Raw genomic sequence first — 27,000 nt, 5'->3', positions numbered from 1 at the left:
ATAATGAAAATTCATAAAATCACCTTTCTTTTTCTTTTCTTTTTTAGTGCTGTGATCTTTGGTCAGCAAAGGGATTCCATTATTGCAAAGGCTTTAAGCCAATATCCTCAGGATGAATTAAAAACGGACGAATTTGGAAATAAATACTATTACGATGAAAGACAAAAAGCAAAAATTTATGAGATCAATGGGGAAACAGTAGTCGTGATGGATGAGCTGATACTGCTTAATAAGCCCAAATTCAATAATCAGCTGGATAAAAATTATTATCTTTTTTTAAATAAAAAACTATACAGGGTTTATCCTTTATTTTTGACTGCTTTGCAACAGTACAGAGATATCCAGAAGGAAATGCAGGTAATGGATACTGCAGCTAAAAGAAAATATGTGAAAGACAGACAGAATATGCTTGCAGACCAATATGAAAAGCAATTGAGAGATCTGACGACAACAGAGGGGCAGGTTTTCGCCAAATTGATGAACCGTGCTACAGGTAAAAATGTTTTTGAAATTGTAAAAGAATTAAGAGGCGGATGGAGTGCATTCTGGTGGAATGTAAAAGGAAAACTCGCAGATATAGATTTAAAAGATCAATACAATCCACATAAAAACAGAACAGATGAATTTTTAGAATCTCTCTTGCAATCCAATTGGAATTCTGGTTATTTACAGCCTTATCCCGGAGCTAAAGATTTTAAAGTTTCTAAGTAAAAATATATTCCTGTAATACACTTACAGGAATTTTTCTTTTAATTTATCAAAAACAATTTTATCAACCGGTAAAGTGAAAGGATTGATTTTGGCATCAATCGGAAGCCATTCTGTTCTTTCGATACAAGGATCGAGAATCAGAAAATCTTCCTCATTGATGATTTTAACCATATAATATATAGTAAGCAATTGCTCATTCTCCCGAAAACGCGACACCAAAAAATCTTCCTGAGTATAAAGATGCTCTACGATTTCTATCTTTACATTAAGTTCCTCATCAAATTCACGGTGAAGACAGTCTGTCAAACCTTCACCGAGTTCCAATCCGCCCCCCGGGAATTTTAATAAGGGCTGTCCTGCATATTCTTCAAAAAGCGTGAGAACCTTGTTGTCTTTTACTGCACAAGCATAAACTCTTACGTTGATCTTGTCTATCATATCTAATATTTTGTAAAGCTAAAATAGGGAAAATAGTTAAAAGTTACGGTTTATAAATTATGAGTTTTGAAACAATCACGATGATAAAGATGCCAATTAATTTATAATTATTATCATCATTTATAACTTTACAGCATTGATCATTTCTCTTTTCCCTGGAGGTCCCTGCTTTTTTTCTACCTGAAAATTAAGCTCTTTTAAAATCCTTCGTACACTTCCTTTTGAAGAATAAGTCGTTAACAGTCCGTTTACATTCATTTTTTCAGAAACCATTTCAAATAAAGGTTTTTCCCAAAGGTCGGGCTGTACTCTTGCTCCGAAACAGTCGTAATAAACAAGATTAATCTTTGGTAGGTCAATGTTTTTCAGATCAAAAAAGTCACATTGTAATTTTTTAAGATTAAAACCTTTAATGATTTCTACCGGCTTTTCCCAATCAGTCTGATGAATTTTTTGATAAATATTTTTTAATTCTGGGTTATCAAAATGGTTAAAGTATGCCAGATTTTCTATTTCAGATTCATTTATCGGGTATTTTTCGAGCGTAAAATAATTGATGATATGATTTTTGTCAGTTTTTAAATATTCATTAATTGTAACTAAAACGTTTAAACCTGTTCCAAAACCGAGTTCTAAAATGTTAATTTCGTAATCATTTATTAGATTTAATCCATTTTTGATAAACACATGTTCCGCTTCCTGTAACGCACCATGGTGTGAATGATAATTTTCATTTAATTCATTGATAAACAACGTTTTACTACCATCATTTGTGGTTCTGATTTCTCTTTCCAAAGTATTTTTTTTCAAATTTAATGTAAAATTTTTATATTTGGAAAATTATGTTAAATTTGTGGAACATCATAAAAATTTTAAGAAATGATAATTCAAAAAACAGAAAACTCTAGAATTTCTACTTTCGATCCCAATAATTTTTCGTTCGGAAATACTTTCAGTGATCACATGATCATCTGTGAATATGAAAACGGTAAATGGGGCGATGTGAAATTGGTTCCTTACGGTCCTTTGTTATTTACGCCTGCCATGATGGGAGTAAATTACGGACAGGCTTGTTTTGAAGGCATGAAGGCTTACAAAGACAATGACGGACAGGTTTTCCTTTTCAGGCCCGAAAAGAATTTTGAACGTATCAATAAATCTGCAAAACGTCTGGCAATGCCGGAAGTTACGGAAGAAATGTTTTTGGATGGTCTTAAAGCACTAGTAAATATCGACAGAAACTGGATTCCTCAGGGAGAAGGAATGTCTCTCTATATAAGACCCCTTATTTTCGCTACGGAAGAGGCTTTAAAAGCAAGAGTTGCCAATAAATATATGTTTGCAATCGTTGCTACACCTGCTAAAAGTTATTATGCAGACCCTGTTTCTGTGAAAATTTCTGATCACTATTCAAGAGCAGCAAGTGGTGGAGTAGGTTCTGCAAAAGCAGCAGGGAATTATGCAGCATCATTCTATCCGACACAGTTGGCAATGGAAGAAGGTTATGACCAAATCATCTGGACTGATGATGCAACACACGAATATTTTGAAGAAAGCGGAACAATGAATGTTTTCGTAAGAATTAACAATACTATTTATACACCGCCGACTTCTGAGAAAATTTTAGACGGGGTTACCAGAGACAGTTTTATTCAATTGGCGAAAAAAAGAGGTCTTGATATCAAAGTAGAACCTATTGCTGTAAAAGCTGTTGTTGAAGCTCATAAAAACGGAACTTTAAAAGAAGTCTGGGGAGTAGGTACAGCCGTTGTTACCACGGTGTTTAAGGCATTGGGATATAAAGGTGAGAAATTAGAACTTCCTGCACTTAATGCTGAAGAAAGCTATGCCGAACTGTTGAAAAATGATTTGGTCAGCTTACAGACCAACATTACAGAAGATTCATTCGGATGGAGAGTATTGGTGGAAAAAGATGTTTTAGAAACAGCTTAATTTTCAACTAATTAAATAATAATACGTTAAAGTCAGGTTTTTCCTGACTTTTTTCATTCACAGAACTATTACTTCCATTAATAAATTTACACAGTCAACTTAATCCGCTATAATTTTAATATTAAATATCGCTTACAAATTATCAATGTTTTTAAATCCTGATTACAAGTTAATCTAAAAAAAAATAATAAATTCATCAAGTTTTGTTAATCATTCCCGAAATGCGTATTTTCGCAAAAGTTTTTTATGAAAAAAATACTTCTCATATCCGTATTAGGGCTTATAAGCTGTAAAAGAAATACTCCGCAGGTTCATCCTCCGGTAGGTGGTGTCCTGAGTAAAAGTGATCTTGATGTTTCGAAAAACCGGATGAAAAATCTCAACACATTAGAGAGACAGCAGATTCAGGATTGGGTGAATGGTCAGGATATTAAATTTTATCCGACTCAGCTTAATTATTGGACAACAGTAAACGGATTTGATCAAAGAGAGCGAAGACCTGATGATTCTCCGATTTCATATTCTTATGATCTGTATGATTTTGATCAGACTAAGATTTATGAAAAGCCGATCCAAAGAAATGACGCAAGATTCGGACATTTTGATGAATTAAAAGCCGTAGAAAATGCTTTGAGATATATGAAGGACGGAGAAGAAGTAACTTTACTTGTCCCATCATCACTGGCTTACGGAACTTTCGGAGACGAAAACAAAATAGATAACGATATTCCTTTAATTATAAAATTAAAAGTTCTATAAAATGAAATTGTTTAACAAAAATATAATTCTGGCAGCTGCAAGTGTTTCGCTGCTAAGTTGTACACCAATTTATAAGAAAATGAACGTAGACAAAGAAACTTACGAAGGGCTTAAAGACGGACTTTATGCTAATCTTCAGACTACAAAAGGGAACTTGATTGTAAAGTTTGAAGACAAAAAATCACCGGTAACTGTGGCTAACTTTGTTGGTCTTGCAGAAGGTAAAATTGATAACAAAGCGAAAGCGAAAGGGGTTCCTTTCTATGACGGAACAATCTTCCACAGAGTGATCAAAGATTTCATGATTCAGGGAGGTGATCCTCAGGGAACAGGAATGGGTGATCCCGGCTATAAATTCGAAGACGAAAAAAACGATCTTAAACATACTGGAAAAGGTATTTTGTCAATGGCTAACTCAGGACCAAACACCAACGGTTCTCAGTTTTTCATTACTGAAGTAGCAACTCCCTGGTTAGACGGAAGACACACGATCTTTGGAGAAGTGGTAAAAGGTGACGATGTGATCGATGCGATTGCTAACGTAGAAAAAGGAGCTCAGGATAAACCTAAAACTGATATCGTTCTTGAAAAAGTAAGTATTTTCAGCAAAGGAGACGAGTACAAAGGTTACGATGCTGCAAAAACTTTTACAGAAGGAAAAGCTAAAATTGCTGAAAATAACAAAGCTTTTATCGCTAAGGAAGAAGCTGAAAAGAAGAAAAAAGAAGAAGAATTCAAAGCAAATCAGCAGAAAATGGTTGATGATGCAAAAGCTGGAATGCAGGTAACTGAGTCTGGTCTTTATTATAAAATCACTAAAAAAACTGAAGGAAAAGCTCCTAAAGCTGGTGATAATATTTCTGTACATTATGCAGGTAAATTGGTAGACGGTACTGAGTTTGATTCTTCATTCAAAAGAGGTGAGCCTCTTGAATTTCCTGTAGGAACAGGAAGAGTAATCAAAGGTTGGGACGAAGGTATCTTGTTGTTAAAAGAAGGTGAAACTGCTACACTTTTGATTCCGCCGGCAATGGCTTACGGAGAAAGAGGTGCAGGAGGAGTGATTCCGCCAAACGCTTGGTTAATTTTTGATGTGGAATTGGTAAAAGTTCCTTAATCGAATTTTTTATAAATACAAAAGCCGTCTCGAAAGAGACGGCTTTTGTATTTATATTTATTTTTCATTATCCACTCTCTAAGCATTCTGTTTTACATTAAGGAGAAATCCTAACACAGAAACAAAAACTATTTAGATTCCTCCGGAATGACAAAAAAGATATTATACAAAACGTATAATTATAATTGCCTTTTAAACAGCAGGGTTCACCATTTTTCTTTCCCCGATCTGCTGTCTCCACATTGCATAATATAATCCTTTCAGATCCAGAAGGTTTTCATGTGAACCAGTTTCTATAACCTGACCACGCTCCAAAACATAGATTCTGTCTGCGTGCATAATGGTGCTTAATCTATGTGCAATCAGTACCGTAATCTGTTCTTTTTCTTCTGAAATATCTTTAATCGTCGACGTGATTTCTTCTTCTGTTATACTGTCTAGAGCAGATGTTGCTTCATCAAAAATCAATAGGTTTGGTCTTCTTAATAGAGCTCTTGCAATGGCAATCCTTTGTTTTTCACCACCGCTCAGTTTTAGTCCGCCTTCTCCGATGATCGTGTCTATTCCGTTGTCTGCTCTTTCAATAAGTGATGTGGCACTTGATTTTTTTAAAGCTAAATCCAAATCTTCTGCTGTAGCATTAGGATTCACAAATAGAAGGTTTTCTTTGATGGTTCCTGCAAAAAGCTGAGTGTCCTGTGTTACAAAACCGATCTGATTTCTTAATTCATCAAAATCAAATTCATTTCCGTTGATATTATTGTAGAAGATAGATCCTTCTTTCGGTCTGTACAATCCGACCAATAATTTCACCAAAGTACTTTTTCCCGAACCGCTTGGTCCTACAAAAGCGATCGTTTCTCCATTTTTTACTTCAAAAGAAATATCATTAAGGGCTTTATAAGAAGCACTTTGATGTTTAAAGGAAACATTTTCAAACGCAAGTTTTTCAATGGCTCCGATCTGTTTTGGGGTTTGTGGTTTTTCTTCGATATCTTTCTTCATTAATGTATCAAAGTTATGCAATGATGCCTGAGCTTCGCGATAGGAAATGATAATGTTTCCGATTTCCTGCATCGGTCCGAAAATGAAAAATCCGTAAAACATTAATGATAAATACTGTCCGGGAGTTACAATGTTTCTGAAAATCAAATATAAAAGAGTCAATGTAATTAGCTGCTGTAAAAAATTCACCATCGTTCCCTGAATGAAACTTAGTGAACGGATGCTTTTCACTTTCTTAAGTTCGAGTCCTAAAATTTTGTAGGTATTGTTGTTCAGACGTTTTACCTCCTGTTTTGTTAAACCTAAACTTTTTACAATTTCTATATTACGAAGACTTTCGGTAGTACTTCCTGCCAATCCGGTAGTTTCGGTAACGATTGTTTTCTGAATATTTTTAATTCTTTTGCTTAATAAATTGGTGATAAAAGCAATAAGGAAAATTCCCACAACATAAACCGGCATGATCGACCAATGCAAACGGATCGCATAGATCGAAACGAAAATAATACTCACCAGAATTCCGAAGAATATATTGATGAAATTGGTAATAAATTTTACTGAATCTTCTCTTACTTTCGTTAAAATAGAAAGCGTTTCGCCACTTCGTTGATCTTCAAATTCCTGATAGGGAAGAGCCATTGAATGTTGCAGTCCGTCAGTGAAAATGTTGGCTCCGAATTTCTGGGTAATCACATTCACCACATAATCCTGAAACGCTTTGGCAATCCTGCTGATCATCGCAGTTCCTATTAATAATCCCAGAAAGTAAAATGCTCCATGGTAAATATCAGTTCCGTATAAATATTGGTCTAAAGTTCTTGCTGCAACCTTTTCTTTATCAAAATGATTGGGATGCGTAACCAGCTGATCCAGAATATTCCCTGTAATTGCGGGACTGAATAAAGAAAAAACCTGATTGATTGTTGTCAATACCAAAGACAAGATAAGCAACCATTTGTGTGGTTTTAAATAATATAATAATGTTTTCATTCTTCTAAAAATACTTGGGTGCAAAATTACAGATATAAATCGGATGGATTGCGATATAATATTACATTAAAAACAATATTCAATATTTCCAAAAGCAATCGTTAAAGCATCTTGTCAGTATAAATTTTACTTCTTGATTTGATGAGAAAAATTATATTTCTTCAGCAATCCGTTGAGATATTTTCTGAATGATTTGCTCATTCCATCCGAAAGATAATAAGCGTCTTTGCCTTTTCCGATTTTGCCCTGATTCTGAGCCGGAATATTCTTGCTTGAACTTAGTCTGTTGCAATCTAAACAAACGGAAATATGAGCAACCGGATTGTTCTTCAGATAATAAACAATTCCCAAATGAGGATTGAAGCATGCAGCAGTTCCGCCACCATAAGATTCTTTACTTTCCAGTTTTTTGCTTAGAATCTTTGCAGTTTCTTGATCAAGTATCACTTTCTTTTTTACAGTTTCTGCCAAATTTCCTTTCAATAATTGAAATGATTCCTTCGCCTTTTCCTCCAGAAAAATCATACATGACCACCTTGTCAAACCTGAGTGTTGAAAATAGTTTTTGCTGACCAGAATAAAAAATAGAAACCAGAAGAAAAATTCCAAAAATAAATTTATTGATCATTGCTAAATTAAATTTTTAATAAGAATAATAGGGGATCAGAATTATAAAATATTTATTCAAATGTAACTTTTTTCACTAAAGTATTTGACTAAAAATTTGCATATATTTGAAACCTGCCACACAAAAGAGAACTTTTATACTAAGATCAAAAAATCATCCTATGAAAACCAGATTAATTACATTGCTATTCATTTTTACTGCCTATTTTTCATTTGCACAGACCAAAGCAAATCCTGAAGATCAGGCAATCAGAAAGTCACTTGTTTACTTTGTCAATTCTATTAAATACAAAAAAATAGATCAGGCGGTGAACAGTATGTATCCTAAGTTTTTCACAGTAATTCCGAAAGAGCAGATCACTCAGCTTTTGAATATGACATACAACAACCCATTTATGAAAATTGAAGTTCAGGATATGAAATTCGGAAATATAGATAAACCTGAACTGATCAATGCTGAATACTTTTCAATTGCCAATTATTACCTGACAATGAAAGGAAACGTAAGCTCTATGAATGAAGACATGAAAAAGAAAGTGGGCGAAATGATGAATTCTAAATATGGTAAAGCCAGCGTAAAATACATCGCCAATGAAGAATCATACATTATTACTGCCCCGATGAAAGTCTGTGCCGTGTCTAAAGATAAAAAAAACTGGAAGCTGGTTTTCGCTGACAAAGAATATAAATCGCAGTTGGTGAAGGTGCTGCCGAAAAAGGTTTTGGATAAACTTTAAATTTAAGCATTCGTAATCGATAGTTTTTATTATATAGTAACACCGAGTTTCATCATTTTCCAAATAAATCCCTACTTTAGTACAAAATATTGCTATGAAGAAAAATCTGCTGTTACTTTTTGTTTTCTATATCACAACTGTTTCAGCGCAGGGAAAGAGATTTTTTGAGGGTGGGGAAGCAGTTCTTAAAAATGATATTGAGAAAGTGAATCTTACATTTGCTAACGAATTACCTTTAATAAATGTCAGCATCAACGGAAAACCTTATCAGTTTATTTTTGATACAGGTGCACCAACGGTAATTTCCAATACCGTTTATAACGAACTGAATCTAAAGAAAAAACATAAAAGCAAAGTAGGAGATTCCCAAAAAAATAAGCAGGAACAGATATTTACCGAGCTCCCGGAAATGATTGTTGATCAAATAGTTTTCAAAAATATTGGTGCAGTCGTAGTTGATCTTGAAGGTCCTGAGTTCGGATGTTTAAAAATTGACGGAATTTTGGGAGCCAATCAAATGGCAAAACTTTTCTGGAGGATCAATTACTCTGAAAATATGCTTGAGGCAACAAAAGATCTGACAAGATTTTCGACAGATGGTTACGAAACGGTTTTCTCTTTCAAACCAAAACCTCAGAAAACCCCAATGATCACTTCCGAAATTTTAGACAAGAAAATCAATCTCACTTTCGATACAGGATTTACCGGAGGAGTTAAAATCTCTGAAAGTAATTACGATCCGCAAAATGGAAAAGTAAAATCTGTTGAAACATACGGAGTCAATTCGGTAGGTGCTTTCGGGACGGGAAAACCGCTGTCTACCTATCATTTCAGAGCGCATGAACTGTTGCTTGCCGGACAAAAATTCAACAACGAAATCGTGATGACCGGAAATTCAAACCTTGTCGGAAACGAGTTTCTGAAAAAGTTTAAATTCATCCTCGACTGGCAAAACAACAAGGTTTATCTTCACCGTATCAAAAATGTTCCTGCAAAATTAGAGTCTTTTGGCTTTGCGTACCGTTTTATTGATTACAAAGCGAAAGTGGTTTTGGTGTTTCAGGGAAATAATGTTCCTTTGAAAATTGATGATGAAATTCTGAGCATCAATAACGTAAGCTTTGAAAATTTAAATCAGGAATCTTCTTGCCAGTATTTACTCAACAGAGTAGAGAAGTCCGCCGATTCTATTGATGTCAAAGTAAGAAGGAATGGTGAAATTCTCGATTTTACAGTAGCTAAAAAAGAGTATTTGAATTAATATATGGTGTAACTCCGTCAATTAAAGTAGATTTTGAAGAAAATCATATTGAGAATCTTATGATACAGCTTATTTCTCAAACTAAGGTTTTGAATTAATCATTGGATTCATTATTGATTTTATTTTTCTAAATTGAATTTGTCCTGTTTCAGAAAAAGTAAATAGCTTATTATCTTTAAAGAAAAGTTTTTTTGGAGGTAAATTTCTACTTTGTCCTCCACCTGAAATTAAATTTAATGCATATTCATTATGAGTTATTTCATTTGATATTATATCCGATGATAAAACCATTTCGACTTTGTTTTCTGATTTTAAAGTGTCTTTTATTTCGTTTAACTTTAAATATAGATAATTATTACGCTCAATTTTCCAAGTCCCAATATTCCAACTTGATGCAAGATCAAAATTCCAATAATATTCAAATGTATGATCGGATTTCAATATTAATTTTTCGCCAAATTCATTATTATATTCTCCAAGAATCTTCTCCTGAGCATTAAAATATTGCACAGACAGAAATAAAGATTAAAGAATATAATGTTTTCATATGATTATAATTAATCTACCAATTCTTATCAATCATATAAATCATTTGGGTCATCACCGTCGCACCCAACAACAATTCTCTACGGTTCACCTTTTCAAAAGTATCTTCTTCGGTGTGATGAATGTCAAAATATCTTTGAGAATCGGGAGCCAATTCTGCAGTCGGAACTCCCATGTCATGAAGCGGATAAATATCCGTACCAGAATATCTTCCCTCAAAATCATAAGCTCCATAAGGTAAAAACAACGGGATCCAGCTTTTAATCTGATTGATTTTGGCATCGTCCATTTCTAAAGCGATTCCTCTTGGTGAAAATCCTCCCGCATCAGATTCTAAAGCAAAAAGATGTTTTTCTCCGGTTTCTTTTGCTGTTTTTCCATATTGTATTCCGCCTTTTACGCCGTTTTCTTCATTGGCAAAACAGACAACTCTGATGGTATGATTGTTTTTAATTCCTAAATTTTTGAACGTTCTTAAAACTTCAATGCTCTGAACGATTCCGGTTCCGTCGTCATGCGCTCCTTCACCAACATCCCATGAATCTAAATGTCCGCCAACAACAATGACGCTCTGATCTTTTTTACCTGTAATCTCACCGATGACAGAATGAGAAAGTTTTTCACCTTTCATTCCGCAATTGGAATTTAATTTTGCGGTTATTTTTTGTGACTTTAAAAGATTTTCCAATTCATCTGCCGTTGTGTTTCCTATAGCAACAGCAGGAATTTTAGCTACATCATCTTTGTATCGCATTGCTCCTGTGTGCGGAATATCATCAAAAGCCGAAGACAGAGATCTTACGATGGCAAACTTTCCACCTTTTTTTGCCGTTAAAGATGCTGCAGTGGAACGATAAGCCGATGCATCGCTGTAACCTCTGAAGGTCTGCACATACGATTGACTGAAAGGGTAGTTGAAGAAAACAATTTTATCCTTTACCTGATCCGGATTTAGTTTTTCATATTCCGCAAAAGATTTTACCATAATGATTTCGCCCGAAACATCTTTTCCGCGTGTGCCTTCAGAATTTCCAAGCGAAAGCATTTTAAGTTTCGTCCATTTTCCAGTGTTTGACTTGATGTACAAAGATTCTTTTCCTCTTTCCCAAACCGGAATCATCACTTCCTGAAGCCATACTTTATCTGCTCCTGCATCACGAAGTTTCTGCGCTGCCCACTGAACCGATTTTTCATAAGCTTCTGAACCGCTCAAACGGTGACCGATGTTTTTAGTTAGATCTCTTAATTCGTTATAAGATTTTCCTTTATTTAAAATTTCTGTTGAAATTCTGCTGAATTGTATGGAATCTTCTTTGGTTTGGGCAAAAGTTGTAAGACTTAAAAATAATATTCCTGCTCCTAAAATTTTCTTCATATTACCAATTTTTATCAATCATAAAAATAAGCTGCGTCATGGCAACCGCACCAAGGAGCAATTCTCTCTTATTCACTTTGTCAAAAGTATCTTTTTCAGAATGATGATAGTCAAAATATCTTTGTGTATCAACTACAAGTTCTGCAAGGGGAATATCAAGTTTTTTCAAAGGCGCAATGTCCTGAATGGCATAGGTCTGGTCAAAATCATAAACACCATACGGAAGAAAATATTCTTTCCACGGGAAAATCAATCTTCTTCGTTGTGGAGACATATCGAGAGAAAAACCTCTCGGAGAATATCCACCAGAGTCACTTCCCAAAGCAAAAATGTGTTTTTCTTCTTTCTTTTTTACCTGTGCAGCATACGTTTCTCTTCCTTGTCCGCCATTTTCGCTGTTGGCATATAATATAACTCTTATTGTGTGATTATTGTCGTACCCTAAAGCTTTAAATGTTCTTAAAACTTCTAAACACTGTACCACTCCCGATCCGTCATCATGTGCACCTTCTGCAAAATCCCAGGAATCGAGCTGTGCTCCCAAAAGAATTACTTTAGCATCTTTTTTTCCGGGAATTTCTCCGATAACATTATAATTAACGGTTTCGCCTTTTGATTCGGCGGTCATATTGAGTCTTGCTTTTACGGTTTGATTTTTTAAAAGTTTTTCGAGTTCGTTTGCAGATTTTACTCCAATCGTTACAGCAGGAATTTTTACTTTATCATCCGGTTCGTAATAGATTTGTTTAGCGTGTGGAATGTCATCATTAGCAGTGGTAAGAGATCTTATAATCAGACCTTTTGCTCCTTTTTTGCCAATCACAGATGCCGAAAGAAGTTTAGATTTAGCAGCAATCAAATAAGAATCTACCGTACTTACAATGGTAAGATCTATGGGATAATTAACGAAAACGATTTTATCTTTTACCTGTGCCGTTGTAAGATTTACAAGTTCCTGAACATCATTTACCAATAAAATATCTGCTGTTAAATCTTTTCCGCCTGTTCCTTCAGAATTTCCGAAAGAAAGCATTCTGATGTTTTTCCATTCTCCGTTTCCGGCTTTTATTTGTAAAGATTCTCTGCCTCTTATCCAAACCGGAACTCTCACTTCCTGTTTCCAGATATTTTCTGCTCCTGCATCTCTTAGGTTTTTTTCTGCCCATTCTGTAGCTTTTGTGTAACCCGGAGTTGCACTGAAACGCGCACCAACGCCTTTTGTAAGTTCACCAAGATTATCGTAAGCAGTACCATGTAAAAAAATCTCATCCGAAATTTTTTTAAACTCGTCAATATAATTAAATTTAGGAATGGGTTTTGGTTTTTTGACAGGCTTCTTTTGAGAAAATAAAAATCCACTCAAAAAGAGCGGAAATATGATGAGCAGGATTTTTTTCATTGCACTGACCTTTTTCTTTTCGGTGCATAAAAATAAAGAAAAATTCAGTAAGTATGGCAGATTTAGATCTTGGTTCTATATTTTAATGCAAAGGACGCAAAGATTTTTTGATTATTAACTGTTTTACGTTCGCAAAGGCATTCTTCTTAGCTAAGACCAGAAAGATTTCGATTTAAATATTGATTTTAATATTAAAAAAATCCTCAAATTTATTTTTAGAGAAATAAATTTGAGGAAATATTATTTTTTAATTTTCGTTTTTAATTGTAAGCAAAGAGCCAAAAAGCCAATTACTTCATGTCATACATCAACAATGCAGTTACCAATTTTGGTTCGATGAATGTACATTTTGGAGGCATACGAAGTTTTAAATCCGATATTTTTATCATATCATTAAAACTTACAGGATAAATTCCGAAGCCTACTTTTCCTTCACCACTGTCTACTTTTTCTTTTAATAGCTTGATCCCTTCAATGTTTGAACTTCCTTTGATGTAAGAAATCTGGTCTGAACTGTCTGAATCTTCAATTTTCAGAATATCTTTAATAATATATTTATCTAAAAGATGATGGTCTAAATTGTCTAAAGACATTTCCTGCGAACGTAGGTCGTGTTTCACGTGAAGCGAATAGAATTTCCCGTCAATGTACATAGAAATGTGGAATTTCTGTGACGGATAGTAAGGAGTTTCTTCTTTTTCGTGAATTAAAAAATATTTCTCAAGACTTTTTAAAAATTCTTCTGTTGTAAGATCTCCGATACTGCTCACAATTCTGTTGTAATCGTGAATTTTTATGGATTGGTTTGAGACGATAAAGCTGTAGACAAAATTATAAGCTTCTGTACCATTATGCTTTTTGTTCTTATCTTTCAAATGTTTAGCATGTAGGGCTGTAGAGCCAATTCGGTGGTGTCCGTCAGCAATGTAAAAAGAATCAATCTGATCAATAACCTCTTTGAACTGCTGAAGTTTCAGACGGTTGTCTATTCTCCAGATTTTGTGTCTGATTCCTACCGTATCCACATGATTGAAAATCGGGACGTTTTTTTCCTCATGATTCATCAGCAATTCGATCTTTGAATTGGATGGATAGGTTAACAATACAGGTTCTGCCTGAAGGTTTACTTTATCTAAATAGTGAGCTAATTTCTCTTTTCTCTGAGGAATGGTACTTTCGTGTCTTTTTATTTTTCCACTCCAGAAATCTTCTATACTTGCCAAGCCGAGAAGCCCTCTGAAAACCTGTTTATTGGGATAAATCTGCTCATATAAATAATAGGAAGAACTATCCTGAATAAGGGTTTTCTCATCCAGAAGTTCCTCAAAAGTTGAACGGATTTTCCTTAAATTCCGGTCTACATCTTTAGATTTACTTACAACATAGGGTTTGATCATATTGATGTAAGTCTTTTCTTTTTGCGCTTTTTCAGCGATTTCAGCCTGTGTGAAATTATCTAAAGGATGAGTAGGAAATGTAGCCTCATGATCCTTATGAGGTCTAATTCCGCGGAAAGGTTTAAAAACTGGCATATATAATTTATAGTTTCTTTTTAATCTCAATAATCTGCTCTGCAAGCTCTACACCTATTTTTTCCTGAGCATCGATGGTGTTTCCGCCAAGATGTGGTGTAAGAGACAGGTTAGGGTTCATTAATAAAATAAGTTCCGGTGTTGGCTCTGTTTCAAAAACATCCAATGCGGCTCCCGCCACTTTCCCGGATTCAATAAAATCGAGTAGGGTAACTTCATTAATAACACCTCCTCTTGCAGTATTTACAATATAAACACCGTCTTTCATCATTTCAAACTGAGGTGTGTCTATAATATATTCATTCGTTTTAGGAGTATTGATGCTGATAAAATCTGCATCTTTCAAAAAAGCTTCTGTATCGTTGGTAGAAGTTACTTCAAAATGTACAGTCTGTCCGTCAAAAAAACTTAAACTGATGGTTTCTGTTCTCGGTTTTCTTGTCAGAACTTTCACTTTCATCCCTAAAGATATTCCCATTTTTACTACTTCCTGTCCGATTCCTCCAAAACCTATGACCCCCAAAGTTTTGCCTGTAAGTTCATAGGCATTGCTGAAAGATTTTTTCATGGCATTGAAATGAGTATCTCCTTCCAGAGGCATCAATCGGTTTGATTCATGAAGAAATCTTGCAAGCGAAAAGAAATGCGCAAAAACCAATTCAGCGACTGATCTCGAAGATGCATTTGGTGTATTAATTACGTACAGTCCCTTTTCTATGGCATATTCCACATCAATATTGTCCATTCCGATGCCACCGCGTCCGACGATTTTCAAACCCGGACATGCATCAATTAAATCCTGTCTTACTTTGGTAGCACTTCTTACCAAAAGAACTTCCACATTATTTTCATTAATAAAATTAATAACGTGATCCTGAGCAACTCTGTTGTCAAGAATTTCGATTCCTGCTTCTTTTAAAGCAAGTTCTCCTGCTTTTGAAATTCCGTCGTTGGCTAAGACTTTCATATAGTTTTTTTAGATGTTTAGATTTCAGATATTAGATTTCAGACTTTTTTGTCTGTTATCTGATGTCTTTAACCTGTTAATCTTTTTAAATTTTTGCGTGGCCTAATTTAAGCTATTTTATTGACTTCATCACATCGACCAAAACCTGCACACTTTCAATAGGTAATGCATTGTACAGACTTGCTCTGTATCCCCCTAAACTTCTGTGACCATTCAATCCGCTGATTCCTGCCGCTTTCCACGCAGCGTCAAATTCTTCTTTTTTGCTGTCGTCAATTAATTTAAATGAAACATTCATCAAAGAACGGTCTTCTTCTACGCAGAACGTTTCAAACAAAGGGTTGTTGTCGATTTCGTCATACAAAAGCTTTGCTTTTGCTTCGTTTCTTGATTCAGCAGCGGCAATTCCTCCGTTGTTTTCTAAATGCTGCAATGTCAGTAAAGAAGCATACACAGGAAAAACCGGTGGAGTATTGTACATAGATTCTTTTGAAATATGCTGAGAATAATCCAGGATTGAGAACATATTTTCTCTTCCTGTTTTACCTAAGATTTCTTTTTTGATCACCACTAAAGTTACACCTGCAGGTCCCATATTTTTCTGAGCTCCGGCGTAGATTAAATCAAATTTAGAAAAATCTAATTGTCTTGAGAAAATATCTGAACTCATATCGCAAACCATCAAGGTATCAACTTCGGGGAAAGATTTCATCTGAGTTCCGTAGATCGTATTGTTTGATGTACAGTGAAAATAATCGTATTCTGATCCTACGGTATAGCCTTTTGGAATAAATGAATAGTTTTCTTCTTTTGAAGAGCCTACAACATCTACAGTTCCTACCTTTTTTGCTTCTTTGATTGCTCCTGCAGCCCAGGTTCCTGTATCAAGATAAGCAGCCTTTCCACCCACTTTCATCAAATTATAAGGTACCATCGCAAACTGAAGACTTGCTCCGCCTCCTAAGTATAAAACTTCATAATCATCTCCCAGATTCATTAATCTTTTTACAATTGCACGAGCTTCATCCATTACCGCTACAAAATCTTTGCTTCTGTGCGAAATTTCAAGAAGTGAAAGACCTATCCCGTTAAAATCTAAAATAGCTTCCGCTGATTTTTCGAAAACTTCCTGTGGTAAGATGCATGGCCCTGCGCTGAAATTGTGCTTTTTGCTCATAATTTTAGTGTTTGTTTTGAAGATTTTGATCTTTCTTTTATTTTGTGGTTCTAAGTTAAAAAAACCGTCTCATAATGAATGAGACGGCATTGTTTATTCACCGTGTAAAAATGCTTTTTTGTTAAGCAGTGCTTCTTCAGACTCTACATGATCCTCATCCGGAACACAGCAGTCTACCGGACAAACCGCAGCACATTGTGGCTCCTCATGGAAACCTTTACACTCTGTACATTTGTCTGTAACAATGAAGTACACATCATCACTCACAGGTTCCTGAGGCGAATCTGCATCTACAGTCAAACCCGATGGTAATGTCACAGTACCTTTCAATTCTGTACCTTCGGAAGCCTTCCAGTCTACTGCTCCTTCATATATTGCATTATTGGGACATTCCGGTTCGCAGGCGCCACAATTGATACATTCATCAGTTATTTTAATAGCCATCGCTAATTTTTTTTAAATTTGCACAAAATTACAAAATATTCCCCACTTTTACAGTAATTATGAATATCGAAAAGCAAGTTTTAGGACTTATTAAATTAAGTGAATATATAAAAGCATTTTTATCAAAAAATCCTTCGGATTTTAATGAAAATGATTCTGAATTTGAAATGATTCTGAAAAAATCTGAAATTGAAAATCCGTGGTTTACGACAGATAATCAGAAATTTGCTTTGTCGCAATGGTCGGATTTATTGACACAGGAAAATCTAAAATCATGGTTGGGGAAGTATTCTCCATCCAGAACAACAAAAAAAGTAGGGTTGATCCTTGCCGGAAATATTCCTTTGGTAGGATTTCATGATGTGATTTCTGTGATTTTGAGCAATCATGTTCCATTGATCAAACTGTCATCAAAAGATAAGCAGATGCTTCCATTTCTTTTAAAAAAATGGAAGGAATTTGCTGATAACGAAATTGAATACGAATTTGTTGAAAGACTGACAGATTTTGACGCAGTCATTGCCACCGGAAGTAATAATACAGCAAGATATCTGGAGTTTTATTTTAAAAATCATTTAAGTATTATCAGAAAAAACCGGACTTCTGTTGCGGTTTTGAAAGGGGATGAAACAGAACAAGAACTGAAGCTTTTGGCACATGATATTTTCCTGTATTTTGGTTTGGGATGCAGGAATGTAACAAGACTTTTTATCCCTCAGGATTTTGTAATCGACAGGATTTTTGAAAGTTTTATTGATTATAAAGAAATCATCAACCATAATAAATATGCCAACAATTATGATTATAACAGAGCTGTTTACCTTCTGAACCAGGATCAATTCTGGGATAATAATTTTGTGATGATGAAGGAAGACGAAAAGCTGTTCAGTCCTTTGTCAGTGATTAATTTCAGTAGATATTCTTCTTTGGAGGATGTGAAAAATTTTATTGATGAAAATGAAAAAGACATCCAGTGTATCGTTGCGAAAAAAGAGCTGAATTTAGATTCTATTGAGTTTGGTGAAGCGCAAAATCCAGGTCTGGATACTTATGCCGATAATGTTGACACAATGAAATTTTTGGAAGTAATCTGATTTATTCTTCGTATCTTCATCTGCAAATTGACACTCAAATCATCAGAATGAACAAATTATTTTTAATATTAGCACTTTTATCTGTCCAACTTTTTTATTCACAAGAAGTTGTGGATCTGAAAGTTGAGAATAACAGAAAAACTGACACGCCTTTAGATTTAACTAAAAAGCAGATTGAATTGTACAACGGAAGATTTTCACAGTTTATCACCGCTTTAAAGTCTTCTGATCGTAAAAAGATGGAAAGCCTGCTCGCTGATAACGCAAGAAAGGTTGTAACGGAAGCCGTTTATAAAAAATTGGCATCAGACATTAACAGCACAAAAAAAATGGAGATCATCAAAACAGGTTACAAGCCTATGATTGACGGAAATACGTATCCAATGATTCAATACAAATATGCAGAAGACAAATCGGATGATCCGAAAGAAGTGATTACGGCGGTGTTTGAAAATGACGGTAAAATTCTTGGAATTAAACCATTTAAAAATACAAAATAAATTATTAAAAAAATAAAATAAAATAAAAATTTATGATGACAGATGTTTTAGTTGCGAACTCAACAGATGTTGAAAAGGCAAGTTTTTATAAGAAAACCTATTTACACGTTGCTTTTGCAATTTTAGCTTTTATAGGAGTTGAAACTGTTTTACTGAAAACTGTTCCTGCAGAATGGATTTACATGATGTTTGCTCAGAAATACGCTTGGTTATTGATCATTGGTGTCTTCTGGCTGGCTTCTTTTTTAGCTTCAAAATGGTCTTTATCTCAAAGTAAATCTACGCAATATTTTGGTTTAGGATTTTATGTTGTGCTTGAGGCTTTGATTTTCCTTCCTTTGATCTATATTGCGGTTATTCAGTCGGGAGGTCAGGTTATTTTTCAGGCAGCGACGCTTACAATTGCAATGTTTGCCGGGATTTCCGCAGTTGCATTTACTTCGAAAAGAGATTTTTCCTTCCTTAGAAATATTATTGTGATCGGTGGTTTTCTTGCGTTGGGATTGATTGTTGGCGGAATCGCTTTCGGTTTCAATCTAGGACTTTGGTTCTCTGTTGGTATGATAATTCTTGCTTCTGCAACTATTTTATATCAGACAAGTAAACTAAAAGATTCTTACAGTACAGATCAGTATGTGGGAGCTTCTTTACAGCTCTTTGCTTCTATTATGTTGTTGTTCTGGTATATTTTAAGTATCCTGAACAGAAGAAGTTAAAATGTATAAATTATAAGTTTTGAATTATTGAATTCTCAAACTCTGACAAATAAAAAATCCTGATGTGCTTTTCATCGGGATTTTTGTTTATTTAGCATGAATAGCACAATTCTTAAATAGAGCATATTCATAAGAAATATTTATAAAATTAGTTTTTAACTATTTATCAATCGAACCTAAAACTTTCTGAGCAAAAGAATTCAAAGCATCTTTTTCGCTCATTCCGTTTTTTACGTTGGCATGAACTTCTAAAGCTCCGCAGATATTGGTAATCAATTCTCCGGCAACATTTAAATCTTCTTCGCTTGTTCCTCTGAACTCGCTAAAACTTTCCAAAACTTCTAAAGTTTTTTCAAGATTTTCAGGAGTCTGATTCTGATAAAATTGTCTGATTATAGGTAATTTCATTATGTTAATTCATTAAATAAATTAATTAAACTTTCTGCCTGATTAGACTGAACCTGATTTACCAATTCACCATTTTTGAAAATAGCAAACGTTGGTAAATTGTCAACTTTAGCCAGTTTTCTGCTTTCAGGAAGTTTTTCCGCATCTACATATAAAAATGGAATTGAATCATTTTCAGAAGCTAATTTTTTAAATTTCGGCTTCATAATTCTGCAGTTTCCGCACCATGTTGCTCCGTATTGTACCACTACTTTTTCATTTTCGCTTACAATATTCTGAAGTGTATCTTCTGTTAATTCTGTATACATTGTTTATTTTTTATTCTAAAAGATAAACAATGTAGCAATTTAATAATTTACCAATCTAACAATTGAAAAACGAGTCTTAAAATTGTTATGCTATTAGATTGCTACATTGCTATATTAAAACTTTAGTTCTTTGCTAAATATTCAGCAGTAGAAGTTCTGTCAGCTTTCATTGCGTCTTTTCCTTCTTCCCAGTTGGCAGGGCAAACTTCACCGTGCTTCTGAACGTGAGTGTAAGCATCGATCAATCTTAAATATTCTTTTACGTTTCTTCCCAAAGGCATATCATTTACAGACTCATGGAATACTTTTCCAGTTTCGTCGATCAAATAAGTTGCTCTGTAAGTTACGTTTGAACCTGTGAAATACTCATTTCCTTCCTCATCAAACTCAAGATCCTGATCTACGATATCTAATAAATTTGCCAATTGTCTGTGAGTATCAGCTAAAAGCGGGTAAGTTACTCCTTCAATACCACCGTTGTCTTTTGAAACATTTAACCAGGCGAAGTGTACTTCATTTGTGTCACAAGAAGCTCCTATCACTTTTGTATTTCTTTTTTCAAATTCACCTAAAGCCTCCTGGAAAGCGTGAAGCTCAGTCGGGCAAACAAAAGTGAAATCTTTCGGGTACCAGAATAAAAGTACTTTTTGTTGGTTTTTTGTAGTTTCTTCGAAGATGTTGATTCTAAGATCATCACCCATTTCAGACATTGCGTCAATCGTTACGTTTGGGAATTTTTTTCCTACTAAAGACATAATTTTCTAATTTTTGATTTATAATTTAATGATGCAAATATATAATATTTCTATCTATCGAAAAAATGAATATTGATAAATAAAATCTATAATTGTTTTTAAATTCTAACTTATTATGATAAAGCGTAAAGTAAGTTAAATTATAATCAAAAATCAGTAACTTTGAGAACATAGAACTAAAAAATTCACCAACCAAAAAAGAATTATTATGAAAAATTTAAAAAGTCTTTCAAGAAAAGAACTGAGAACAATTAAAGGAGCAGCAGTTACTTCAAAATGTCCTCCTGGAAGGTATTATTGTCCCGAAGCTGATGTTTGTGTCGCAATTAATGAAGAATGCTATATTATCGTACCGGAAACACCTGTAGAAGGAGGTTCTCTTTAAATTAAATGAAAAAAGTTCTTCCATTAGGAAGAACTTTTACTTTTATACGTTTGCCAATAATTCTTTTATTCTTCTCATAGCCTCTCGCAAATCTTCTTCGGAAGCAGCATAAGAAAATCTGATACATTCCGGACTTCCAAATGAAACTCCACCAACGCAACCAACATGAGCTTCTTCTAACAGAAACATCGCAAAATCATCTGCATCTTTTATTTCGGTTCCATTCAAAGTTTTTCCAATGTAATGAGAAATATCCGGAAAGAAATAGAATGCAGCTTTTGGTAAAAGCACCTTGAATCCAGGAATTTCTTTCATCAAATCAAACATGACGTTTCTTCTTTGTTCGAAGGCATCAATCATATATTTGTATTTTGAAGGATCAGTTTTTAACGCAACAATTGAAGCTCTCTGTGCAACTGTATTGGCTCCGCTTGTCATTTGTCCCTGAACTTTTTCACAGGCTTTTGCCAACCATTCGGGGCATGCAGAATATCCGATTCTCCAGCCTGTCATGGCAAAAGCTTTAGACATTCCGTTAATCACTGCGGTCTGCTCATAAACCTCCGGAAACTGTGCGATAGAAGTTGTTTTTGTCTCGTAATTGATGTATTCATAGATTTCGTCTGAGATGACAGTTACATGAGGGTATTTAGCAATCACTTTCGCTAAAGATTTCAATTCATCATATGTGTAATATCCTCCGGAAGGATTGCAGGGCGAGCTGAAAAGAATTGCTTTTGTCTTTTCATTAATCGCTTCTTCCAATTGTTCGGCGGTAATTTTAAAATCGGTTACATATGAAGTTGGAAGCATTACAGAATTTCCACCCATCATTTTTACCATCTCATCATAGCTTACCCAAAATGGTGTCGGAAGAATCACCTCGTCGCCATCATTGATGATTGCTGCTAAAACATTAATAATTGCCTGTTTAGCACCATTTGAAACACAAATTTGTGTTGGTTTATAATCTAATTGATTGTCTCTTTTTAATTTATCTGAAATTGCCTGACGTAATTCCAAAAAACCCGGTACCGGAGAGTAATGACTGTAATTTTCATTGATGGCATCAAAAGCAGCCTGTTTTATATTATCGGGAACATCAAAATCCGGTTCACCAAGTGTTAAGCTTATTACGTCAATTCCGTTGGCTTTCATTTCTCTGGCCTTATTTGACATTACGAAAGTCTGGGAGTAACCTAATCTGTTTACTCTGTCTGAAAGTTTGTTCATGAATTCTTTTTGTCGTTTTAACAAATATATGTAAAAACTTAGTGTGAATAAAATGTGAATTCGGGATATTTTATAAAACCTAAAATTATATGATGCTATATTATCTTCAAAAAAGATTATCTGAATATGAAATAAAACTTATTTTTGCTTTTTATATTATCAGTCGTATGTCAATAGCGTTAATTCAGAAATATTTCCCGGAACTTTCCGAAAAACAGATCGAGCAGTTTTCAAAATTAGAAAGCCTGTATGGTGAATGGAACGAAAAAATCAATGTGATTTCCAGAAAAGATATGGAATCTCTTTATGAAAAGCACATTCTTCATTCTTTAGGTATTGCAAAAATAATGGAATTTGCTCGCGGAACGAAAGTTCTTGACATCGGTACTGGTGGCGGTTTCCCCGGAATTCCACTGGCGATTCTTTTTCCTGAAACAAAATTTACTTTAATTGATTCTATCGGAAAGAAAATTACCGTTGTAAATGCGGTAGCTGAAGGCGTTGGATTGACCAATGTAACAGCAATTCACGGAAGGGCAGAAAAGGTGAAAGAAAAGTTTCATTTTGTGGTAAGTAGAGCTGTGACACAAATGCCTGAGTTCCTAAGATGGCTAAAAGGGAAATTTGAAAAAGAACAGTTCAATACAAAGCATAACGGGGTGTTGTATTTAAAAGGCGGAGATTTGGCAGAAGAATTAGCAGGGCTCAAATGTGAACTATTTAATCTTAAAAATTATTTTGAAGAAGAGTTTTTTGATACTAAAAAAGTTGTTTATCTATCAAAAGGTAATTTTAATTCATAATTTAACATTACGAAGGAATAATTTTTGATAATTTACGTTTAATAATCATAAATTTTTATAATAAGATGAAAACATTGTTTAATGCCGCTTTATCAGTAGTCTTTATAGGGCTTTCTTTAGTGTCTTGTAACGACGATGATGATTATGAAACTATTCAATACACAGACAAAGTAAAAATCGACAGTGTAAAAATAGTAAATGATACAATGTCTGTTTTTGGCGTTCAGAGTATAAGAACATATTCAACGTATGCGTCTCAATGTCAGGGATTTTATGGATATGATTATATTCACACCGGTAACTTCACCAGAGATGTGACTGCTTATCAGTATCATACAAACGGTTCTTGTGCGCAAACCAATCATGTTTCGGCGAATCAGATCAATTTTAGTCCGCAACAGGTGGGAACGTATACCTTTAAATTCTGGAATGGTAATAATACCTGGATCACCAAAACTATTGTCGTGGAATAATGAAGTATGTGTTTTTAGTTTTGTTTTTGATATCCAGTCACTTATGGAGCCAGAGAGTAGAGTGGAAAGAAGACAGGAAGTTGGTGTGGAATAATTTTAAAAGCAAAGTTAATAACCAACGAGGAAAAGATATTGTAGCCTACACCCATTGTGGATGGGTTTACTCCGTTGTAAAATCTTCAAATCCTAAAGGAGCCGCAAAAGTAAATATAGAAACGATTTTTAATGAAGATAAATCCTGGAAAGACGATAACCGAATCAGTGAATATGTTTTGAATCACGAACAAAAACATTTTGACATCGCAGAAATTTATGCCCGGAAAATAAGAAAAGAAGTTGCTGCGAAAATTAAAAATTCCGGTGATTATGACAGATATTTTCAGGGAATTTATAACAGGATTCTTAAAGATTACAGAAATTTTCAGGCTTTGTATGATGGCGTCACAGAACACGGCATGAATAAAGAAAAGCAGTCGGAATATGATGTAATGATCAGTGAAGAGCTCGAACAATTAAAAGACTACAAAAAACCTTGAAATTTCTAAATAAAATCATCGATGAATTGCTGCTTCAAAATGCCGATTTGTCTCAGTTTAACGTCGTTTTACCCGGTAAAAGACCTATTGTTTTTATCCGGCAGATTTTAGAGGAAAATAATTACTCAGGATTTCTTCCTAATTTTTTTACGATTGAAGAATTGATTAACGATATTGTTGATCAGCAAGCTATTCAGGGAATTGCGTTATGGCTGTTCTCTTTTGATGTTTATAAAACATTAAACCTCATTCCGAATGATGATTTTGCTGAATTTCTAAAGTGGTTTCCGACGCTTCAAAAAGATTGGGATGACATTCTGAAATTTTCTGAAAGTGATGAAGCGGTTCTGCAATATATGTTTGATGAAGAAAGAATCAAAGAATGGGCGCAGGATTTAGGTGACGAAGAAGAAGTTCCAAGAAAGAAATTTCTGAATTTCTGGCGAAATATGAATATTTTTCTTCCGGTTTTAAAACAAAAACTGAAAGAGAAAAACTGGGCAACTCCGGGAATGATTCACGAGGCTGCAAAAGCTAAAATCGCAGATTTTGCCAAAAAAACTAACGGGAATTTTATTTTTTGCGGCTTCAATGCTTTTACTCCGGTTGAAGAAAAATTAGTAAGAACTTTATTACAATGGGATAAAGCGCAGTGTTTTTTTCAGGCAGACCGCTATTATTTTGATGATGAGCGACAGGAAGCGGGGAAATTTCTTCGCAACCATAAATTATGGAAAGAATTTAATGACAGTCGGGCTTTCAATTGGATAGAAGATGATTTTAATCAGCCAAAAAATATAAAAATCTATGAAGTTTCAGGGAATGTAACGCAGACCAAAGTCTTGCCTGATCTTTTTAAGGATATTGATAATAAAACGTTTACCAATACAGCTGTGGTTTTGTTGGACGAAAATCTTTTACCAGCAAGTTTAGACGTGATGCACGAAGTTGAAAACCTGAATATAACCATGGGTTTTCCTTTAAAAAACTTATCGTTTTCCAATGCGGTGAAGCAACTTTTTTATCTTCAGAAACAGCTTGAAAAAAACAAATCCTCGTATTATTACCGCGATGTTTTCCCGATTTTAGAAGAGCTTCCGAAAGCTGAAGAAGACGAAAAGATAATTAATAATTTCAAATCTAACATTGAAGAACGGAATATTGTTTACATTTCAAGAAATCTTATTAATGAATTATTAGGCAATTTATCTTATTTTAATTTACTACAAAAAGCTGATTCCGGTTATCTTTTTTTAGATATTTTAATTGAATATTGTCAGAAAATTAAGTGGACGCAACTTGATGATATACAGTATGAAAACGTATCCCACTTCGAAAATGCATTTAGGATTATAAAAAATCAGATTACGCCATACGGTTTTGAAATAAAAATAGAAACTCTTGAGATCCTGATCAATCAGCATATCAATTCAGAGAATATCGATTTTCAGGGTGAACCGCTGAAAGGTCTTCAGGTAATGGGACTTTTGGAGACCCGTCTTCTGAACTTTGAAAATGTAATTTTACTTTCTGTCAACGAAGGTAAACTTCCGCTCGGTAATTCCCAGAACACTTATATTCCTTTTGATATCAGAAAACATTTTGATCTGCATACTTTTCTCGAAAACGACAGTATTTATGCCTATCATTTTTATCGTCTGATTCAGGATGCACAAAATGTACATTTACTTTTTAATGCATTAAGTTCCGGTGTGAATACGGGTGAAAAAAGCAGGTTTATCACTCAGATCGAGATGGAAAGTAATCATAAAATTGAACATCTGATCGTTGAAAATACTTCAGAGCCGATTACAAGCCAGCCGATCGAAATTGCAAAAACGGAAATCGTAATGCAGCAACTGGAAAAATGGAAAGAAAAAGTTTCTGCTTCTCACCTTACCAGTTATCTTTATAATCCTATAGATTTTTATCTTTCTAAAATTTTAAACAGTTCTGAAACAGACGAAATTGAAGAAGAACTTTCAATAAGAAATTATGGAAATCTTGTACATTATACCCTTCAAGAAATATATGAAGTTGCAAAATGTAAAGTTTTAAAAACAAAAGATTTAGAATATTCAATTAAACAAATAGATGAATATATAAATATTGCTATTGAGAAGCTAAAACATCAACCCGAATTTTATAATAAAGGGATGAATTTTATTCACAAAGCCATCGCAAAAAAAGTGATTGAAAATATTCTGAAATATGATCTTGAATTGGTGAAGCAAGGAAATTCTCTAGAGATCATTGATATTGAAAGACGTTTTGAAAATGTTGATTTTTATCTTGACGAAACTAAAAATGACAAAGTTTCTTTCTTTGGTTTCATTGACCGGATAGACAGACTGAACGGAACTGTGCGGATTATCGATTACAAAACTGCAAAGATCAAAAATTTAAGTGTAAAAATTGATAGTGAAAATATTGATCATTATTTTCATAAAGATGATAGAAAGCAGGCATTACAGCTTTGTATTTATCAATACGTTGTTCAGAGTTTACCGGAGTTTTGGGGCTTTCCTGTTGAAACAGGAATCTGGAGTTTTGCTGATGCTAAAAAAGGTGTTGCTTCACTAGAATTTGCGCAGGGAAATCTTGATGATGCGATGCAATCTGTGAAAAGTCTGATCATGGAAATTCTAAATCCAGATATTAATTTCATAGAAAATATTAAAACATATTCTTACTAAAGAAAAAGGTGACTTCGAAAAACTCAGTCACCTTTATATAATTCATTTATAGTTA

General features: G+C 34.2%; 30 protein-coding genes. 14 read left to right on the top strand and 16 right to left on the bottom strand.

Annotation, left to right across the window (positions count from 1 at the left end; genetic code table 11):
* Positions 1–3 precede the first annotated feature (3 nt).
* Positions 4–711 (top strand): DUF4294 domain-containing protein, encoded by a 708-nt coding sequence (locus tag AC4FQ5_RS10905; RefSeq protein ID WP_491143210.1) that lies wholly within the window; start codon positions 4–6, stop codon positions 709–711.
* 21 nt (positions 712–732) lie between these two features.
* Here the strand turns inward: AC4FQ5_RS10905 and AC4FQ5_RS10900 are convergent, their stop codons facing one another.
* Both AC4FQ5_RS10900 and mnmC2 read right to left on the bottom strand, forming a co-directional pair.
* Entirely contained in the window at positions 733–1,149 is a 417-nt protein-coding gene (locus tag AC4FQ5_RS10900; RefSeq protein ID WP_491143208.1) for an NUDIX domain-containing protein, read from the bottom strand.
* Positions 1,150–1,269: 120 nt separating this feature from the next.
* A complete protein-coding gene (gene mnmC2 / locus AC4FQ5_RS10895) occupies positions 1,270–1,944 on the bottom strand; it encodes a tRNA (5-methylaminomethyl-2-thiouridine)(34)-methyltransferase MnmC2 (protein WP_491143425.1) in 675 nt (224 codons plus the stop codon).
* A gap of 84 nt (positions 1,945–2,028) precedes the next feature.
* Here mnmC2 and AC4FQ5_RS10890 point away from each other — a divergent pair, with 84 nt between their 5' ends.
* From AC4FQ5_RS10890 to AC4FQ5_RS10880, 3 genes are all read left to right on the top strand, one after another.
* Entirely contained in the window at positions 2,029–3,102 is a 1,074-nt protein-coding gene (locus tag AC4FQ5_RS10890; RefSeq protein ID WP_491143206.1) for a branched-chain amino acid aminotransferase, read from the top strand.
* A 246-nt stretch (positions 3,103–3,348) separates the two neighbouring features.
* The gene (locus tag AC4FQ5_RS10885; RefSeq protein WP_491143204.1) at positions 3,349–3,861 is read left to right on the top strand and encodes an FKBP-type peptidyl-prolyl cis-trans isomerase; all 513 of its coding nucleotides are present in this window, start codon (positions 3,349–3,351) and stop codon (positions 3,859–3,861) included.
* 79 nt (positions 3,862–3,940) lie between these two features.
* Entirely contained in the window at positions 3,941–4,978 is a 1,038-nt protein-coding gene (locus AC4FQ5_RS10880; protein ID WP_491143424.1) for a peptidylprolyl isomerase, read from the top strand.
* A 192-nt stretch (positions 4,979–5,170) separates the two neighbouring features.
* On the opposite strand, the gene AC4FQ5_RS10875 is transcribed toward AC4FQ5_RS10880, so the two are convergent.
* The 3 genes from AC4FQ5_RS10875 to AC4FQ5_RS10865 form a co-directional block, all read right to left on the bottom strand.
* Positions 5,171–6,973 carry an ABC transporter ATP-binding protein gene (locus AC4FQ5_RS10875; RefSeq protein WP_491143202.1) on the bottom strand — a complete coding sequence of 601 codons (1,803 nt, stop codon included), beginning with the start codon at positions 6,971–6,973 and terminating at the stop codon, positions 5,171–5,173.
* A 126-nt stretch (positions 6,974–7,099) separates the two neighbouring features.
* Positions 7,100–7,420 carry a hypothetical protein gene (locus tag AC4FQ5_RS10870; protein ID WP_491143200.1) on the bottom strand — a complete coding sequence of 107 codons (321 nt, stop codon included), beginning with the start codon at positions 7,418–7,420 and terminating at the stop codon, positions 7,100–7,102.
* Positions 7,410–7,601 carry a hypothetical protein gene (locus AC4FQ5_RS10865; protein WP_491143198.1) on the bottom strand — a complete coding sequence of 64 codons (192 nt, stop codon included), beginning with the start codon at positions 7,599–7,601 and terminating at the stop codon, positions 7,410–7,412. Before AC4FQ5_RS10865 ends, AC4FQ5_RS10870 begins: the two co-directional genes overlap by 11 nt.
* A gap of 160 nt (positions 7,602–7,761) precedes the next feature.
* On the opposite strand from AC4FQ5_RS10865, the gene AC4FQ5_RS10860 reads away from it, so the two are divergent.
* Complete coding sequence (locus tag AC4FQ5_RS10860; protein ID WP_491143196.1) at positions 7,762–8,337, top strand: hypothetical protein; 576 nt, start codon at positions 7,762–7,764, stop codon at positions 8,335–8,337.
* Between the two features lie 94 nt (positions 8,338–8,431).
* Positions 8,432–9,598 carry an aspartyl protease family protein gene (locus AC4FQ5_RS10855; RefSeq protein WP_491143194.1) on the top strand — a complete coding sequence of 389 codons (1,167 nt, stop codon included), beginning with the start codon at positions 8,432–8,434 and terminating at the stop codon, positions 9,596–9,598.
* 81 nt (positions 9,599–9,679) lie between these two features.
* On the opposite strand, the gene AC4FQ5_RS10850 is transcribed toward AC4FQ5_RS10855, so the two are convergent.
* The 7 genes from AC4FQ5_RS10850 to AC4FQ5_RS10820 all read right to left on the bottom strand — a co-directional run bounded on the left by AC4FQ5_RS10850 (position 9,680) and on the right by AC4FQ5_RS10820 (position 17,038).
* On the bottom strand, positions 9,680–10,108 hold the full coding sequence (locus AC4FQ5_RS10850) for a hypothetical protein (protein ID WP_491143192.1): 429 nt from the start codon (positions 10,106–10,108) through the stop codon (positions 9,680–9,682).
* A gap of 52 nt (positions 10,109–10,160) precedes the next feature.
* The gene (locus AC4FQ5_RS10845) at positions 10,161–11,519 is read right to left on the bottom strand and encodes a M28 family peptidase (protein WP_491143191.1); all 1,359 of its coding nucleotides are present in this window, start codon (positions 11,517–11,519) and stop codon (positions 10,161–10,163) included.
* 1 nt (position 11,520) lies between these two features.
* The gene (locus AC4FQ5_RS10840) at positions 11,521–12,918 is read right to left on the bottom strand and encodes a M28 family peptidase (RefSeq protein WP_491143189.1); all 1,398 of its coding nucleotides are present in this window, start codon (positions 12,916–12,918) and stop codon (positions 11,521–11,523) included.
* Positions 12,919–13,208: 290 nt separating this feature from the next.
* Positions 13,209–14,450, bottom strand: a complete 1,242-nt coding sequence (locus AC4FQ5_RS10835; RefSeq protein ID WP_491143187.1) for a DUF1015 domain-containing protein — start codon at positions 14,448–14,450, stop codon at positions 13,209–13,211.
* Between the two features lie 7 nt (positions 14,451–14,457).
* Complete coding sequence (locus tag AC4FQ5_RS10830; RefSeq protein WP_491143185.1) at positions 14,458–15,417, bottom strand: D-2-hydroxyacid dehydrogenase; 960 nt, start codon at positions 15,415–15,417, stop codon at positions 14,458–14,460.
* Between the two features lie 112 nt (positions 15,418–15,529).
* A complete protein-coding gene (serC, locus tag AC4FQ5_RS10825) occupies positions 15,530–16,594 on the bottom strand; it encodes a 3-phosphoserine/phosphohydroxythreonine transaminase (RefSeq protein WP_491143183.1) in 1,065 nt (354 codons plus the stop codon).
* Between the two features lie 93 nt (positions 16,595–16,687).
* Complete coding sequence (locus AC4FQ5_RS10820; protein WP_050380175.1) at positions 16,688–17,038, bottom strand: 4Fe-4S binding protein; 351 nt, start codon at positions 17,036–17,038, stop codon at positions 16,688–16,690.
* A gap of 59 nt (positions 17,039–17,097) precedes the next feature.
* On the opposite strand from AC4FQ5_RS10820, the gene AC4FQ5_RS10815 reads away from it, so the two are divergent.
* From AC4FQ5_RS10815 to AC4FQ5_RS10805, 3 genes are read left to right on the top strand one after another with little or no spacing between them, the layout of a single operon-like run.
* Positions 17,098–18,132, top strand: a complete 1,035-nt coding sequence (locus AC4FQ5_RS10815; RefSeq protein ID WP_491143181.1) for an acyl-CoA reductase — start codon at positions 17,098–17,100, stop codon at positions 18,130–18,132.
* A gap of 47 nt (positions 18,133–18,179) precedes the next feature.
* Complete coding sequence (locus AC4FQ5_RS10810; RefSeq protein ID WP_491143179.1) at positions 18,180–18,632, top strand: peptidylprolyl isomerase; 453 nt, start codon at positions 18,180–18,182, stop codon at positions 18,630–18,632.
* 32 nt (positions 18,633–18,664) lie between these two features.
* Positions 18,665–19,348: a Bax inhibitor-1/YccA family protein gene (locus AC4FQ5_RS10805; protein WP_491143177.1), complete on the top strand. Its 684-nt coding sequence runs from the start codon at positions 18,665–18,667 to the stop codon at positions 19,346–19,348.
* Between the two features lie 159 nt (positions 19,349–19,507).
* Here the strand turns inward: AC4FQ5_RS10805 and AC4FQ5_RS10800 are convergent, their stop codons facing one another.
* From AC4FQ5_RS10800 to AC4FQ5_RS10790, 3 genes are all read right to left on the bottom strand, one after another.
* Positions 19,508–19,756 carry a DUF6952 family protein gene (locus AC4FQ5_RS10800; RefSeq protein ID WP_491143175.1) on the bottom strand — a complete coding sequence of 83 codons (249 nt, stop codon included), beginning with the start codon at positions 19,754–19,756 and terminating at the stop codon, positions 19,508–19,510.
* Entirely contained in the window at positions 19,756–20,064 is a 309-nt protein-coding gene (locus AC4FQ5_RS10795) for a thioredoxin family protein (protein WP_491143173.1), read from the bottom strand. The genes AC4FQ5_RS10800 and AC4FQ5_RS10795 overlap by 1 nt, the downstream gene beginning before the upstream one ends.
* A gap of 122 nt (positions 20,065–20,186) precedes the next feature.
* The gene (locus AC4FQ5_RS10790) at positions 20,187–20,819 is read right to left on the bottom strand and encodes a peroxiredoxin (protein ID WP_230669270.1); all 633 of its coding nucleotides are present in this window, start codon (positions 20,817–20,819) and stop codon (positions 20,187–20,189) included.
* Between the two features lie 208 nt (positions 20,820–21,027).
* On the opposite strand from AC4FQ5_RS10790, the gene AC4FQ5_RS10785 reads away from it, so the two are divergent.
* Complete coding sequence (locus AC4FQ5_RS10785) at positions 21,028–21,204, top strand: bacteriocin-like protein (RefSeq protein WP_491143170.1); 177 nt, start codon at positions 21,028–21,030, stop codon at positions 21,202–21,204.
* A gap of 42 nt (positions 21,205–21,246) precedes the next feature.
* On the opposite strand, the gene AC4FQ5_RS10780 is transcribed toward AC4FQ5_RS10785, so the two are convergent.
* Positions 21,247–22,437, bottom strand: a complete 1,191-nt coding sequence (locus AC4FQ5_RS10780; protein WP_491143169.1) for a pyridoxal phosphate-dependent aminotransferase — start codon at positions 22,435–22,437, stop codon at positions 21,247–21,249.
* Positions 22,438–22,604: 167 nt separating this feature from the next.
* On the opposite strand from AC4FQ5_RS10780, the gene rsmG reads away from it, so the two are divergent.
* The 4 genes from rsmG to AC4FQ5_RS10760 all read left to right on the top strand — a co-directional run bounded on the left by rsmG (position 22,605) and on the right by AC4FQ5_RS10760 (position 26,945).
* Entirely contained in the window at positions 22,605–23,240 is a 636-nt protein-coding gene (rsmG, locus tag AC4FQ5_RS10775; protein ID WP_491143167.1) for a 16S rRNA (guanine(527)-N(7))-methyltransferase RsmG, read from the top strand.
* Positions 23,241–23,305: 65 nt separating this feature from the next.
* Positions 23,306–23,713 (top strand): hypothetical protein, encoded by a 408-nt coding sequence (locus AC4FQ5_RS10770; protein WP_491143165.1) that lies wholly within the window; start codon positions 23,306–23,308, stop codon positions 23,711–23,713.
* Positions 23,713–24,249: a DUF922 domain-containing protein gene (locus tag AC4FQ5_RS10765; RefSeq protein ID WP_491143163.1), complete on the top strand. Its 537-nt coding sequence runs from the start codon at positions 23,713–23,715 to the stop codon at positions 24,247–24,249. The genes AC4FQ5_RS10770 and AC4FQ5_RS10765 overlap by 1 nt, the downstream gene beginning before the upstream one ends.
* Positions 24,246–26,945 (top strand): PD-(D/E)XK nuclease family protein, encoded by a 2,700-nt coding sequence (locus AC4FQ5_RS10760; RefSeq protein ID WP_491143161.1) that lies wholly within the window; start codon positions 24,246–24,248, stop codon positions 26,943–26,945. Before AC4FQ5_RS10765 ends, AC4FQ5_RS10760 begins: the two co-directional genes overlap by 4 nt.
* Positions 26,946–27,000: the final 55 nt, after the last annotated feature.

This window comes from Chryseobacterium sp. DT-167, from assembly GCF_058310155.1.
Note: the sequence above shows the minus strand (reverse complement) of the source record. Positions and strands in the feature narration are given on the sequence as shown.

Excerpts from the sequence above, each read along its gene's own strand:
- AC4FQ5_RS10905 (WP_491143210.1), top strand. The coding sequence starts at position 4 with ATGAAAATTCATAAAATCACCTTTCTTTTTCTTTTCTTTTTTAGTGCT.
- AC4FQ5_RS10900 (WP_491143208.1), bottom strand. The coding sequence starts at position 1,149 with ATGATAGACAAGATCAACGTAAGAGTTTATGCTTGTGCAGTAAAAGAC.
- AC4FQ5_RS10890 (WP_491143206.1), top strand. The coding sequence starts at position 2,029 with ATGATAATTCAAAAAACAGAAAACTCTAGAATTTCTACTTTCGATCCC.
- AC4FQ5_RS10885 (WP_491143204.1), top strand. The coding sequence starts at position 3,349 with ATGAAAAAAATACTTCTCATATCCGTATTAGGGCTTATAAGCTGTAAA.
- AC4FQ5_RS10880 (WP_491143424.1), top strand. The coding sequence starts at position 3,941 with ATGAACGTAGACAAAGAAACTTACGAAGGGCTTAAAGACGGACTTTAT.
- AC4FQ5_RS10875 (WP_491143202.1), bottom strand. The coding sequence starts at position 6,973 with ATGAAAACATTATTATATTATTTAAAACCACACAAATGGTTGCTTATC.
- AC4FQ5_RS10865 (WP_491143198.1), bottom strand. The coding sequence starts at position 7,601 with ATGATCAATAAATTTATTTTTGGAATTTTTCTTCTGGTTTCTATTTTT.
- AC4FQ5_RS10860 (WP_491143196.1), top strand. The coding sequence starts at position 7,762 with ATGAAAACCAGATTAATTACATTGCTATTCATTTTTACTGCCTATTTT.
- AC4FQ5_RS10855 (WP_491143194.1), top strand. The coding sequence starts at position 8,432 with ATGAAGAAAAATCTGCTGTTACTTTTTGTTTTCTATATCACAACTGTT.
- AC4FQ5_RS10845 (WP_491143191.1), bottom strand. The coding sequence starts at position 11,519 with ATGAAGAAAATTTTAGGAGCAGGAATATTATTTTTAAGTCTTACAACT.
- AC4FQ5_RS10840 (WP_491143189.1), bottom strand. The coding sequence starts at position 12,918 with ATGAAAAAAATCCTGCTCATCATATTTCCGCTCTTTTTGAGTGGATTT.
- AC4FQ5_RS10835 (WP_491143187.1), bottom strand. The coding sequence starts at position 14,450 with ATGCCAGTTTTTAAACCTTTCCGCGGAATTAGACCTCATAAGGATCAT.
- AC4FQ5_RS10830 (WP_491143185.1), bottom strand. The coding sequence starts at position 15,417 with ATGAAAGTCTTAGCCAACGACGGAATTTCAAAAGCAGGAGAACTTGCT.
- serC (WP_491143183.1), bottom strand. The coding sequence starts at position 16,594 with ATGAGCAAAAAGCACAATTTCAGCGCAGGGCCATGCATCTTACCACAG.
- AC4FQ5_RS10820 (WP_050380175.1), bottom strand. The coding sequence starts at position 17,038 with ATGGCTATTAAAATAACTGATGAATGTATCAATTGTGGCGCCTGCGAA.
- AC4FQ5_RS10815 (WP_491143181.1), top strand. The coding sequence starts at position 17,098 with ATGAATATCGAAAAGCAAGTTTTAGGACTTATTAAATTAAGTGAATAT.
- AC4FQ5_RS10810 (WP_491143179.1), top strand. The coding sequence starts at position 18,180 with ATGAACAAATTATTTTTAATATTAGCACTTTTATCTGTCCAACTTTTT.
- AC4FQ5_RS10805 (WP_491143177.1), top strand. The coding sequence starts at position 18,665 with ATGATGACAGATGTTTTAGTTGCGAACTCAACAGATGTTGAAAAGGCA.
- AC4FQ5_RS10800 (WP_491143175.1), bottom strand. The coding sequence starts at position 19,756 with ATGAAATTACCTATAATCAGACAATTTTATCAGAATCAGACTCCTGAA.
- AC4FQ5_RS10795 (WP_491143173.1), bottom strand. The coding sequence starts at position 20,064 with ATGTATACAGAATTAACAGAAGATACACTTCAGAATATTGTAAGCGAA.
- AC4FQ5_RS10790 (WP_230669270.1), bottom strand. The coding sequence starts at position 20,819 with ATGTCTTTAGTAGGAAAAAAATTCCCAAACGTAACGATTGACGCAATG.
- AC4FQ5_RS10785 (WP_491143170.1), top strand. The coding sequence starts at position 21,028 with ATGAAAAATTTAAAAAGTCTTTCAAGAAAAGAACTGAGAACAATTAAA.
- AC4FQ5_RS10780 (WP_491143169.1), bottom strand. The coding sequence starts at position 22,437 with ATGAACAAACTTTCAGACAGAGTAAACAGATTAGGTTACTCCCAGACT.
- rsmG (WP_491143167.1), top strand. The coding sequence starts at position 22,605 with ATGTCAATAGCGTTAATTCAGAAATATTTCCCGGAACTTTCCGAAAAA.
- AC4FQ5_RS10770 (WP_491143165.1), top strand. The coding sequence starts at position 23,306 with ATGAAAACATTGTTTAATGCCGCTTTATCAGTAGTCTTTATAGGGCTT.
- AC4FQ5_RS10765 (WP_491143163.1), top strand. The coding sequence starts at position 23,713 with ATGAAGTATGTGTTTTTAGTTTTGTTTTTGATATCCAGTCACTTATGG.